Source organism: Candidatus Nitrotoga fabula, assembly GCF_905221025.1.
GTDB lineage: Bacteria > Pseudomonadota > Gammaproteobacteria > Burkholderiales > Gallionellaceae > Nitrotoga > Nitrotoga fabula.
Window position 1 is genome coordinate 76,961 of the sequence record NZ_CAJNBL010000007.1, and the last position, 13,249, is coordinate 90,209.

At 55.3% G+C, this 13,249-nt stretch carries 10 protein-coding genes; 5 read left to right on the plus strand and 5 right to left on the minus strand.

What is annotated here, in order from left to right; translation table 11 throughout:
• Positions 1-12 precede the first annotated feature (12 nt).
• The 3 genes from aceE to ilvA form a co-directional block, all read right to left on the minus strand.
• Positions 13-2,676, minus strand: a complete 2,664-nt coding sequence (gene aceE, locus KJA68_RS02935) for a pyruvate dehydrogenase (acetyl-transferring), homodimeric type (protein ID WP_213035435.1) — start codon at positions 2,674-2,676, stop codon at positions 13-15.
• A 92-nt stretch (positions 2,677-2,768) separates the two neighbouring features.
• Positions 2,769-3,377 (minus strand): 5-formyltetrahydrofolate cyclo-ligase, encoded by a 609-nt coding sequence (locus KJA68_RS02940; protein WP_213035436.1) that lies wholly within the window; start codon positions 3,375-3,377, stop codon positions 2,769-2,771.
• 241 nt (positions 3,378-3,618) lie between these two features.
• A complete protein-coding gene (ilvA, locus tag KJA68_RS02945) occupies positions 3,619-5,136 on the minus strand; it encodes a threonine ammonia-lyase, biosynthetic (RefSeq protein WP_420887622.1) in 1,518 nt (505 codons plus the stop codon).
• 232 nt (positions 5,137-5,368) lie between these two features.
• Between ilvA and KJA68_RS02950 the strand changes: the two genes are divergently transcribed.
• Complete coding sequence (locus KJA68_RS02950; RefSeq protein WP_213035438.1) at positions 5,369-6,106, plus strand: hypothetical protein; 738 nt, start codon at positions 5,369-5,371, stop codon at positions 6,104-6,106.
• A gap of 49 nt (positions 6,107-6,155) precedes the next feature.
• Here KJA68_RS02950 and polA read toward each other — a convergent pair whose 3' ends face one another.
• Entirely contained in the window at positions 6,156-8,873 is a 2,718-nt protein-coding gene (polA, locus tag KJA68_RS02955; RefSeq protein ID WP_213035439.1) for a DNA polymerase I, read from the minus strand.
• Between the two features lie 25 nt (positions 8,874-8,898).
• Here polA and KJA68_RS02960 point away from each other — a divergent pair, with 25 nt between their 5' ends.
• From KJA68_RS02960 to KJA68_RS02975, 4 genes are all read left to right on the plus strand, one after another.
• Complete coding sequence (locus KJA68_RS02960; protein WP_213035440.1) at positions 8,899-9,615, plus strand: LOG family protein; 717 nt, start codon at positions 8,899-8,901, stop codon at positions 9,613-9,615.
• An 80-nt stretch (positions 9,616-9,695) separates the two neighbouring features.
• On the plus strand, positions 9,696-10,121 hold the full coding sequence (locus KJA68_RS02965; RefSeq protein ID WP_246487043.1) for a DUF2782 domain-containing protein: 426 nt from the start codon (positions 9,696-9,698) through the stop codon (positions 10,119-10,121).
• 15 nt (positions 10,122-10,136) lie between these two features.
• Positions 10,137-11,084 (plus strand): homoserine kinase, encoded by a 948-nt coding sequence (locus KJA68_RS02970; RefSeq protein ID WP_213035441.1) that lies wholly within the window; start codon positions 10,137-10,139, stop codon positions 11,082-11,084.
• Between the two features lie 11 nt (positions 11,085-11,095).
• Positions 11,096-11,857: a BPSS1780 family membrane protein gene (locus KJA68_RS02975; protein ID WP_213035442.1), complete on the plus strand. Its 762-nt coding sequence runs from the start codon at positions 11,096-11,098 to the stop codon at positions 11,855-11,857.
• Positions 11,858-11,908: 51 nt separating this feature from the next.
• Here KJA68_RS02975 and argJ read toward each other — a convergent pair whose 3' ends face one another.
• Positions 11,909-13,138, minus strand: a complete 1,230-nt coding sequence (argJ, locus tag KJA68_RS02980; protein WP_213035443.1) for a bifunctional glutamate N-acetyltransferase/amino-acid acetyltransferase ArgJ — start codon at positions 13,136-13,138, stop codon at positions 11,909-11,911.
• Positions 13,139-13,249 lie beyond the last annotated feature (111 nt).

Sequence of the window (13,249 nt, forward strand, 5' to 3'; positions counted from 1 at the left end):
TCTCCTGCCCACTCAGACCGTAGTCGGATTCGGTTTGTCGGGATTGATATTGTACCGTTGAATCGCTTTGCTGACCTCGCTCAAGGCAATCTGGCCTTCGTCAGCCAGCGCTTTCAGTGCGGCAAGCACCACATGATAGCGATCTACCTCGAAAAAACAGCGCAGATTGATACGCGTATCGGAACGCCCGAAACCATCCGTCCCCAGTACCCTGTAATGGCCGGGGAGGAAAGCACGGATCTGGTCGGCATAGCTCTTGAGATAATCTGTAGCGGCGATTACAGGTCCCTTGCGCCTGCCCAGGCACTGCTCCACGTAACTTACACGCGGCGTAGCCTCGGGGTGCAGCATGTTCCAGCGCTCGCAATCCAGTCCTTCACGACGCAGCTCATTGAAACTGGTTACACTCCACACATCGGAATCCACACCAAAATCTTGCGCCAGCAATGCAGCGGCAGCTATCACCTCGCGCAGAATCGTTCCGCTACCCAGAAGCTGCACCTTAGGCGCTGCGGCAGACTGGTCCTTGCCCTCCTGAAACAGATACATACCCCTGATGATTCCAGTCTCTGCTCCTTCCGGCATGGCCGGGTGCGCGTAATTCTCGTTCATCACAGTAAGATAATAAAAAACGTCCTCCTGCTTCTGATACATACGGCGCATGCCGTCATGAACAATCACCGCCAGCTCGTAGGCAAAAGCAGGATCATAGGACACACAGTTCGGAATGGTTGCAGCCGTCAGATGGCTGTGTCCATCCTGATGCTGGAGACCCTCTCCGTTTAGAGTAGTGCGCCCTGCCGTACCCCCCAGCAAGAATCCTCGTGCCCGCTGGTCTCCTGCCGCCCAGATCAGATCACCCACACGCTGAAAACCGAACATGGAATAATAGATATAGAACGGGACCATCGCTACGCCATGATTGGCATAAGCAGTGGCAGCAGCAATCCACGACGACATCGCGCCAGCTTCATTGATCCCTTCCTGCAAAATCTGCCCGGCCTTGTCTTCCTTGTAGAACATGAGCTGATCGGCATCCTGGGGGGTATACAGCTGCCCCACCTGGGAAAAAATGCTGAATTGGCGAAACAACCCCTCCATACCAAAAGTACGCGATTCATCCGGCACAATAGGCACGATCCGCTTGCCGATATTTTTATCCTTCACCAGGATGCCCAGCATACGCACAAAAGCCATAGTGGTGGAAATCTCGCGTCCTTCCGTGCCCTTGAGCAAAACATCAAAAGTCTCCAGCCCAGGTACAGATAATGGTTCCGCCTCTATTCTACGCACGGGTAACGTACCCATGGCCTGGCTGCGCTCACGCAGGTAGATCATTTCCAGGCTATCCGCAGGAGGGCGGCAGAATGGCAACTTGCCGATCTGCTCATTGGTCACGGGGATATTGAAGCGGTCGCGAAATTTGCGCAATGCCTCTTCCCCGACCTTTTTTTGCTGATGTGTAATATTCTGCGCTTCACCAGCCTCACCCATGCCGTAACCCTTAACGGTCTTGGCCAGAATAACGGTAGGCTGTCCACTGTGGCTTGCAGCGGCAGCATAGGCAGCAAAAACTTTATGCGGATCATGGCCCCCGCGATCCAGATGCCAGATTTCGTCATCCGACATATCTGCGACCAGCTCCAGCAATTCCGGATATTTGCCGAAAAAATGCTGGCGCACATAGGCACCATTCTTCGACTTATAGGTCTGATATTCGCCGTCCACCACCTCTTCCATGCGCTTCAATAGAATTCCGCTCTTGTCCTTCGCAAACAGCCGGTCCCATTTTCCGCCCCACACAACCTTGATGACGTTCCAGCCTGCACCGCTGAATACCCCTTCCAGCTCCTGGATAATCTTTCCGTTCCCGCGGACCGGGCCGTCCAGCCGCTGCAGATTGCAGTTCACAACAAAAATCAGATTATCAAGTTTCTCGCGCGCAGCCATTGAAATGGCACCTAGCGATTCAGGTTCGTCCGTCTCACCATCCCCGAGAAAAGCCCACACCTTGCGCCCCTCGGTCCTGACAATCCCACGGTATTCCAGATAACGCATAAAACGCGCCTGATAAATGGCCATGAGCGGCCCTAACCCCATCGACACCGTGGGAAACTGCCAGAAATCCGGCATCAGCCACGGGTGAGGATACGAAGAAAGCCCACCTCCATTTACTTCCTGGCGAAAACGGTATAACTGCTCCTCGCTGAGACGTCCCTCAAGAAACGCCCGCGCATAAATCCCTGGCGATGCATGCCCCTGAAAATAAACCAGATCGCCACCGTGATTTTCGGTCTTTCCGTGAAAAAAATGATTAAAACCCACGTCATACAGCGTGGCTGCCGACGCAAAGGTGGCAATATGCCCCCCCAGTTCAGAAGACTCCCGGTTCGCATTCAGCACGATCACCATGGCATTCCATCGCGTCAGGGCGCGAATGCGGTGCTCCAGCTCATGATTGCCGGCGGAACGCTGCTCCTTATCAAACGGTATGGTATTCAGATAAGGGGTAATTGTGCTTTGCGGCAGATTCACACCCGCCAGGTGCGCTTTGCGAACCAGCTGGCTGATCAGAAAATGGGCCCGCTCTGCGCCTGCATTCTCCAGTACCGAATCCAGTGCATCCAGCCACTCCTGTGTTTCCTGTGAATCGTAATCAGGCAAATCTTCTGACATATCTACACTCTCTAATTACACATTGTTGATCGGCAACTTTACGTACCAGGAATTTTATTTTGCGGACATTCCCGGGCACATCTTATCCATCTTTAATGGGCTGCACATGGAATGACCTCATTCTCCGTAACAATCCATTCCACCTTATAATCCGTTTGTTCCTGCGGGATTCCCTCGATCAGCTGCATGGAAAAAGCCCCTGCAACCAGCGCAGGAAAATGATCCTGCCAAGTAACCGCAATCCGTGCCAGCAGCTTGTCATAAAAGCCACCACCATACCCCAGCCGCACACCGTCCCGCCCGAATGCCACTCCCGGCAACAAAATAAAATCCAGATCCCGCAATAAATCTATTCTGGGGCAGCGTTCTACCAGGGGCTCCGGTATATTCCACTGGCCAGGAGCCAGATCATGCTGCAAGTTGCTCACCTGGTATAGATCCAGCTCTTTCGTGGCCACATTCACTCGTGGAAGCAGCACCCGCTTATCCTCCCGCAACGCCTGCCGCACCAGTTCCCTGGTGGAATACTCCGCTCCAAAACTCATGTATGCCAGCACTGTCCCGGCCTTGCGATAAGCTTCCAGGCTGGCGATCCGCTTCGATATCTGATGACTTTTGATTGCCCTTTCATCCGCGCCCAATCGCTCGCGGTCTATAATTATACGTTGTCTGATCGCCTGCTTCCTAACCTGAGTTGTCATTTGCAGCATTCCCGTGCCCTGATATTCCCGTGTTCCATATTGTCCGCATCCCGCCCGGAACCCGCTTCATGGATGAAAATATTGTCAGCAGATGACTGCAAATTCCGCCACTGCTGACAGCCGGATCCTTTTTCCTGCACCGGACGGGTACGCAAAAATATCCTGATATGCGGAAAAAACAGCAGATCGCCCGGAGCAGGATCAATCCTGAAGCGACTGGATATTTTGTATGGACAGGGAATTAATTCAAAAATAATCTATACGCGGGATTATCGCTTTCATCCCAGTAACGATAGCCCAGATTGTCAAGAAAAATCCGCAGCGGCTTCTTGTCCTGATGCGGCACCTGCATGCCAATCAGCACCCGGCCGTAATCCGCACCATGGTTGCGGTAATGGAACAAACTGATATTCCAGCTATGGTTCATGCTGTTCAGGAAATTCATCAGAGCGCCGGGACGTTCCGGAAATTCGAAACGAAACAGGATTTCGTCCTGCAAGCCGGGGGCACGGCCCCCTACCAGGTGGCGCACATGCAGCTTGGCTATCTCGTTATCGGTGAAATCCACCGCAGACAGAGTATGCCTGGCCAGCGTCGCCAGCAACTTGCCGGTTTCCTGCTGATTTTTTACCTGGACCCCGACAAAGACATGCGCCTCCATGGGGTTCGCATAACGATAATTGAATTCGGTAATATTGCGCTGCCCCAGCAAAGTACAGAATTTGCGGAAACTCCCGGGCGTTTCCGGGATGCTCACTGCCAGAATCGCCTCGCGTTTCTCGCCAAGTTCGGCACGCTCCGCAATAAAACGCAAGCGGTCAAAGTTCATATTGGCGCCACTGGCAATGGCTACCAGCGTCTGGCCTTTTATTTTTTCGCGATCGGCATACAACTTGGCACCGGCAATTGCAAGCGCCCCGGCGGGCTCGAGACTGGTGCGCGTATCCTCGAACACATCCTTGATTGCCGCGCAAATGGCATCTGTATCAACCAGCACGATTTCATCCACCAGGTCGCAACACAGGCGGAAAGTTTCCTGGCCAACCTGTTTTACCGCCACCCCATCGGCAAACAGACCGACATGCTCAAGCCTGACGCGCCGGCCTGCCTGGACTGAGCGGCTCATGGCATCCGATTCCACGGGCTGCACCCCGATCACCCGGATCTCCGGACGCACTGCCTTGACATAAGCGGCTACACCCGAAATCAACCCGCCTCCCCCGATCGGGGCAAAAATCGCATGGATAGGATGACTATGCTGACGCAAAATTTCCATGCCGATCGTCCCCTGCCCGGCAATAACATCTGGATCATCATAAGGGTGGACAAAAGTAAGCTTTTGTTGCTGCTTTAACTCCAGCGCATAAGTGTAGGCGTCAGAATAGGAATCGCCATGCAATATCGCCTCTGCCCCGCGGCTGGTAACCGCATCCACTTTGATCTGGGGGGTGGTTACCGGCATGACAATAGTTGCCTTGCAGCCCATCTTCTGCGCGGACAAAGCCACTCCCTGGGCATGATTACCCGCCGAGGCGGCAATCACACCGCGCTCGAGCTGTGCAGCGGTCAAATGTGACATCTTGTTATACGCACCGCGCAGCTTAAAGGAAAATACCGGCTGCATGTCTTCGCGCTTCAGCAGCACATGATTGCCGGTGCGCAAGGATAGATTTGGGGCAGGATCCAGAGGGCTTTCAATCGCCACGTCATATACGCGGGCAGTGAGAATCCGGTTTAAATAACTTTGCATGACTGACATGAGTTAAAAATAAATAATGCCGATTAAGGTGCAAGATTAGCAGGAATTGCATCTAATTCGAAAAAAATTCGGAATTACCGGACTTTTCGGTAGGACATCGCAATACAAAATGCTTCCATGCAGGGATTCATTTATACTTCTTCTGTTTACTCTGTATGCGAACACTGTAAATGCGATCATGATGCGACGCTCCGTCCGGGCAATATTATACAAACAGTAACTGCAAAACAGCATGCCCTTACCATTCCATCCATGCTGCATGAAACTCGCCGCAAGCAGCGCAATTTTCCTGCTTGCAGCGTGCTCCACTGACAGACCTGCAATAAACGGCAAGCACATTCCGGAGCATACCGACCGCAATTTCATCAGTCAGCTTGGCAAAACCGACCTGGACCGTCTGACCGACTTGGAGGTGCGCGAGAATACCCAGATTCTGCAGGCACTGATGGTCAAACTCTACAAGCGTAACCCGAACGAACTGAAGAAAAGCGCCATGGCAGGTCCGGAAGAAACCGCGGCAGCGGTATTTGCAAATCAGCATGGCTGGCGTTTCCCGGAAATCAACGAAGCGCAGGGCTCCCATGCAATCCAGCAGGCATTCCATCCCGACTTTCAGGGTGACCGGGTACTCTCTCTGATCGTAGGCCTGCAAACCATGTTGATCAAGGCGCACGGAGGAAAAACCGATTTCTATATCACCGACTCCATAGATCCGCAAAACATCTTTAACGCCGCGCGCAACATCGAGATCGTCGTCTGGCAGCTCTCCAACAAACGCGACAGCAACGGCCAGCTTACCCTGCTAACCAATGAAATCAATGATCACGAGCGCAACCTCAGCTTTGAACGTGAATTCGGAAAAATGATCGGCAGCCTGGATCTGTACGCAATCCTGCTGTCGGAAAAAATGCAGAGGCATATTACCCGCGTTGTGCAATCTATCCCTACGGCTGTCCTGCTACCCTTCTAACCAGACCGGGTTCGTCCGATCTCCTGAATATTCTTCCATGCGAAGCGGATCAATGGGCCGCTTCCCAGTTTTCTCCCTCGCCCAGCCCCACCTCAAGCGGAATCTTGAGGCTGGCCACATTGCACATCAGCCCGGGCAGCTTCTCCTTTACCAGCGCCACCTCACTGTCCGGCACCTCCAGCACCAGCTCGTCATGGACTTGCATGATCAGGCGGGAATTCATTCCGTTATTCTCCAGCCAGTTTTGCACCGCGATCATTGCCAGCTTGATCAAGTCTGCTGCCGAACCCTGCATCGGCGCATTGATCGCGGCACGCTCGGCAGCCTGCCGGCGCATGGCATTGCCACCATTGATTTCCGGCAGCCAGAGCCTGCGTCCGAACACGGTTTCGACATAACCCTGCTGCCTGGCCTGCTGTCGCGTCCGCTGCATGTAACCCGCCACCCCTGGGTGACGCATGAAATAAACGTCAATATACTGCTGCGCGGCGCTGCGATCGAGATTCAACTGGGAAGCCAGACCGAACGCGGACATGCCATAAATCAGGCCAAAGTTGATCACCTTGGCATAGCGCCGCTGCTCGTTGCTCACCGCATCCGCAGGCGTGCAGAATACTTCTGCTGCGGTAGCCCGGTGAATATCCTCGCCGTTCGCGAATGCCCTGAGCAGATTCTGGTCTTCGGACAAGTGCGCCATGATCCGCAGCTCGATTTGCGAATAATCTGCGGAAACAATGCGACTCCCCGGAGGCGCAATAAACGCTTCCCGGATACGGCGCCCTTCTGCTGTACGCACCGGTATGTTCTGCAGGTTGGGATCGCTGGAAGCCAGCCGTCCGGTCACGGCCACGGCCTGCGAATAGCTGGTGTGCACCCGCCCGGTTTCCCGATTCACCATGAGCGGCAGTTTGTCGGTATAGGTGGATTTCAGTTTTGCCAGGCCACGGTATTCCAGCAGCAGTTTGGGCAGAGGATAATCCAGCGCCAGCTCCTGCAGGACCTCTTCATCCGTGGAAGGGGTCCCGCCTGGCGTCTTTTTCCTGACGGGCAGGCCAAGTTTATCAAACAGGATTTCCTGAATCTGCTTTGGGGAGTTGAGATTGAAAGGCTGGCCTGCCGCGCCATGAGCCTGCGCCTCAAGATTCATCAGCTTTTCGCCCAGCTCACGGCTCTGTCGCGCCAGCCTTGCGCTGTCCATCAGCACCCCGTTGCGCTCCATGACATACAACACCTGACGCGCCGGCAGCTCAATATTAAAATATACTTCTTCCAGCCTGCCCTGGGTCCTGATCTCAGCAATCAGCATCTGGTGCAATTGCAGCGCCGTGTCCGCATGGATCGCCGCATAACGCGCAGTGGCTGCCAGATCCACCTGATCAAAGCCAATCTGCCTGGCTCCCTTGCCCACGATTTCGGCATGACTGACAATCTTTGCCCCGAGATGGCGGAGCGCAAGATTGTCAAACTCATGTGACCTGTGGCTTTCCAGCACATACGATTGCAGCAGCGTATCCCCGGCAATGCCTGCGAGGTGAATGGCATGGTTTGCATAGACATGCTGATCATATTTGAGATCGTGTCCCACCTTTTTATACTGCGCGCTTTCCAGCCACGGCTTGAGCCTTGCAAGCGCATATTCACGTCCGATCTGGTCTGCCGCCCCGGGATAGCGGTGTGCCAGCGGCAGGTAGGCTGCATCCTGAGGCCCGACGGCAAACGAGATACCCACGATTTGCGCATTCATCATGCTCGACCCTGCAGCCACGGTATGCAGGCTCACCCATTCTGCCCGCTGGATTTTATCCAGCCAGATCTCAAACCGGGCTTCCGTCAGGATCGTTTCATATTCCACTGATGCTGGCGCATTCTCTCCCATCATGCCTTCACCCGCCCCGTCCCCTGGTTCCGGAAGCGCCGTGGACGGAGCAGACAATTCGCGCAGCCAGGTTTTAAAGCCAAAACGTTCGAACAGGGTGCGGAGTTGCGCGGCATCCTGCGGGGGCGGCACCAGTTCGTCATACCGCATCGGCAATGCAACATCACACTTTACGGTAAGCAGCCTGCGCGCCTGCGGCAGCCATTCCAGCGCATCGCGCAGGTTGTTGCCGACCACACCGGAAATTTCATGTGCATGCGACATCAAGTTATCCAGGGTTCCGTATTGTTTGAGCCACTTGAGCGCGGTCTTGGGACCCACCTTGGGCACACCCGGAACATTATCCACCGCATCTCCAACCAGGGTCAGATAATCCACCATGCTTGCCGGCGGCAAGCCAAATTTTGCCAGCACACCTGCCTCGTCCAGCGTTTCACTGCTCATGGTATTGACCAGCTGGATCCGGCTGTTGACCAGCTGGGTCAGGTCCTTATCCCCCGTGGAGATAATGCATCGCGCGCCGGCCGATGCCGCCTGGCAGGCCAGCGTACCAATCACATCATCCGCCTCCACCCCTTCCATCATCAGGATATTCCAGCCAGAAGCAGCAATCAGCTGGTGCAACGGAGCAATCTGCACCGCCAGGTTCTCCGGCATTTCCGGACGGTGCGCCTTGTAATCGGCATACCAGTCGTCACGGAAGGTTTTTCCTTTGGCATCAAATATACAGGCGCTATAATCCGCCGGATATCCCGCACGCAGGCTGCGCAACATGTTCAGCACGCCGTAGATCGCACCCGTCGGGTCACCATGCGGACTACGCAGATCAGGCATTGCATGGAATGCGCGATAAAGATAAGACGAGCCATCAACCAGCAGCAATGTGTTCATTTTTGTAAAAGGACTCTTTTAAATCATGAGCTATAAGCCCAAACTGCCTCCCTCCAATGTACCGGACATGTGGAACTCAAAAGAGGCTTGGCGAATATTTGGTTATATGTCCGAATTCGTGTCGGCCACGGACAGGCTGGGCATCATCCAGCCCGCCGTCAGCATCTTCGGCAGTGCCCGCACCAGGCCCAACCAGCCATATTACAAAAAAACCGAAGAAATTGCCCGGCTGCTCTCCGATGCTGGTTTTTCCGTCATCTCCGGCGGGGGACCGGGAATCATGGAAGCCGCCAACAAGGGCGCATTCTACGGCAAATCGCCCAGTGTCGGCCTGAACATCCAATTGCCGCACGAGCAGCACAACAACCCCTACCAGAACATCACCCAGACCTTCCAGCATTTTTTCGTGCGCAAGGTCATGTTTGTAAAATTTGCCAGTGCCTATGTCGTGATGCCCGGAGGCTTCGGCACGCTGGATGAACTGATGGAAGCGCTCACCCTGGTACAAACGGGCAAATCGCGGCGCATTCCCATTATTCTTGTAGGCGCTGAATTTTGGGGAGGCATGCTCGACTGGCTCCGGAATACCCTGCTCGCGGAAGGCATGATCAATCCGGAAGACATGGACATGATCCAGCTGATCGACCAACCGGAAGCGATCGTCAGCGCAATCTTCAGCCACTACGAAACGCGCGGCTTTGAACTTTCCGACGCGGAACGTGAAATGCAGCTCAACCTTTGATCCGTCCGGACGCAGGAGCAGATTCAGGAAATTGTGCGTTTGGTCAAGCCTTTTTCTTTCTTATCGGCTAAAATGCAATCATGGAAAATCACCCGAAAAGTTTGATGCGACTGCTGGTCTCCCTGTCCCTGGGCAGCCTGCTCCTCTGCTCCGCCTCGGCTGCCCAGCAGCAGCTGCCCGGCCTGCAGCCACTGCCGCCGCCCCCTGCATTCGATCCCAGAGAAGAGAAATGGCAGCAGCCACCCTCGACCCAGCCGGCCGCCCTTCTCCCGGGAGATCATGATGGCCCGGCTCTGGGGACAGAAGCTCCCGCCATCACCCGGAAAGCGGTTACGCCGAGCGTGGAAGAATACCGTGCGGGCGGGAAACTCTACATGATCAAGATCACTCCCAAGGTTGGACCTGCCTATTACCTGATCGATGACCTCGGTGATGGCAAATTCACTCATTATGAACACCTGGATCCGAATTTTCGCCCCCCGCGTTGGGTCATCCATAGATTCTGACACGAGTTCCCAAACATGGCAGTTTTTACCCGCATCACCGAATCGGAGCTGAGCTCATGGCTGGAGGATTACCCGCTAGGCCAGCTGCTGGCAATGCAGGGAGTTGCATCCGGCATTGAAAACACCAACTACTTTGTTACAACCAGCAACGGCCGTTTTGTTCTGACACTGTTCGAAAAGCTGACCGCCAGCGAGCTGCCATTCTATCTCGGCCTGATGGCTCATCTGGCCAGCCACGGCATTCCCTGCCCCTGCCCGGTAGCAAACCGGCACAACCAGATCCTCAGCAGACTGAACGGCAAACCTGCCTGCATTGTCAACTGCCTTCCAGGGAAATCGCTTCAACACCCCGAACCGGCCCACTGCGCAGCCATCGGCGACATGCTCGGAAGACTGCACATCGCTGCACAAAGCTTTCCCGCAGCCATGGCGAACTCCCATGCTGCCACCTGGCGGACCGATGCAATGCAACAGGTAATTCCATTCCTGTCACCGCAGGATGCAGACCTGCTGCAAAGCGAAATTGCGTTCCACCAGCAGCATACCCTCGCAGCGCTACCCCAGGGCATCATCCACGCCGATCTGTTCCGGGACAATGTACTATTTGACAACAGCCACATCGGCGGCCTGATCGATTTCTACTTCGCCTGCAACGACAGCCTCCTGTACGATGTCGCCATCACCGTCAATGACTGGTGTCTGGGCGCAGACTATCTTCTGGATGAGACCAAAACCCATGCCTTGCTGCGAACCTACCATGCGGTGCGACCATTCCAGGAAGAAGAGCGCCAGGCATGGCCACTCGCCCTGCGCGCGGCTGCGCTGCGCTTCTGGCTCTCGCGCCTCTATGACCTGCACCTGCCGCGCGATAACGAACTGGTAAACGCACACAACCCGAATCAGTTCAAATCCATATTGCAGCAGCACATCGATCCTGCAAACCGCAACCCATTCTGGCTATAGCGAGACATTCCATGGAATCACGAAAAGTAGGAATTGCAAACGGCTGGCTATGGATCAAGCAAGGGTTCTGGTTATTCAAAAAAAGTCCGGTATTGTGGGTCGTGCTGTCCCTAATCGGTGTAACCGGGCTGATCGCCCTCTCCACCCTCCCGGTAGTCGGCGATCCGCTCGCCACCCTGCTGTTCCCGATCCTGCTTGCTGGCTATATGCGTGGCTGCCGCGCACTTGAAAACGACGAAGAACTGGAGCTTTCACATTTATTTGCCGGGTTTCATCACAGCACGGCGCAACTGGTCACGCTGGGCGGCATCAACCTCATAGGCCAGATGCTGATCCTGGGAGTCATCATGCTTACCGGCGGCGACTCCCTGGTAAACGTCCTGATCAATCAAAGTCCTGTAAACAACCCGAACATACTGATGGAGGCCGCAGAGGGAGCCGGCATAGCAATGGTACTGGGCATGACCCTGTTCAGCCTGCTGCTGCTGGCGATGCAGCTTGCCCCGATGCTGGTCGTTTTCGACAGGATACCTCCGGTCGAGGCACTGAAAACCAGCCTGCGTGCCTGTCTGCGCAACTTTCTCCCGCTGCTCAGCTACAGCATAATGATGGCACTGTTCATGATGATCGCATCCATGCCCATGATGCTGGGCTGGCTGATACTCCTGCCGGTCATGATCAGCTCCATGTATGCCATGTACCGCAACCTGTTTCCAACCCCGGACGAACTGGCCCGCGCGAACCAGTCCGGACGGGCCCCGCAGGACCCGTAACCCGATCAAGCTGGCGGATTGCCCCGGATCTCCACGGTCGGCCTCCCGCGCCTAGCTGCGGTAGCTGGCATTGATCTTCACATAATCGTATGAAAAATCGCAAGTCCATACCTGGGCAGAGGCCTCCCCGCGATCCAGCACGACCCGAATGACAATATCGCTGTGCTGCATCACGCGCTGTCCTTCTTCCTCCAGATAACTGGCCGCGCGTCCACCCTGTTCCGCCACCAGTACCTCATCCAGATATAACCGTACGCGCTGCACATCCAGGTCCTGTACGCCGGCATAACCAATGGCTGCGAGGATACGCCCAAGATTGGGATCCGATGCAAAAAATGCAGTCTTGACCAGTGGCGAGCGCGCTACGGCATAGGCGATCTGCTTGCATTCCGCCACATTCCTTCCACCTTCCACCTGCACCGTGATGAATTTGGTCGCCCCCTCACCGTCCCGCACGATCGCCTGCGCCAGCAAGATGGCCACTTCCCTGATGGCAGCCTGCAATTGCAGGAATGCCTGGCTTTTCTCATCCAGGATAGGCTGCGCCTTGCTCGTTCCGGTCGCAATCAGCATCAGTGCATCATTGGTGGAGGTATCCCCGTCCACGCTGATACAATTGAAAGAAGCATCACAGGCATGCGTTACCAGCTGTTGCAGCAGGGGCTGCGGGATCACCGCATCCGTGGCAATATAACCCAGCATGGTTGCCATATTGGGATGGATCATGCCGGAACCCTTGGCAATCCCGGTAACGGTAACCACTGTCCCGTCCAGGGTAATCTGCCTGGATACCCCCTTGGCAACGATATCCGTAGTCATGATGGCCTGCGCTGCGTTGAGCCAGTTATCCTCGCGCAGGGCGGCCACACAGTCTGGCAGGCCTGCAACCAGCTTCGATACCGGCAACGCCTCCATGATCACGCCCGTAGAGAACGGCAGCACCTGCTCTGTCTCGCAATCCAGCAGTTTTGCCACTTCCGCGCAAGTTGCCCGCGCGTCCGCCAGCCCCTGCTCCCCGGTACCGGCATTTGCATTGCCGGTATTCACCACCAGCGCACGCACCCCCTTGCCCGCAGCCAGATGCTCGCGCGCAACCAGTACCGGTGCAGCGCAAAAACGGTTTTGCGTAAACACCCCCGCCACCGTCGCCTGCCTGGACAGATGCATCAGCAGCAGATCCTGGCGCCCAGGCTTCTTGATACCAGCTTCCGCCGTCCCCAGTAACAGACCCTTGACAGGTTTAAGATCGGCTGCAGCGGGAGGAAGGAGATGAACTGGCATTTCTGTTTTTACAGGTTAACAATTAAACAACCGGACCGGTTCGTACCCAGCCGGAAAGATGTGCATGGTTGTCCGGCAGGCAGGGCCGCACGGAACCCGGCAAGCCGGGCT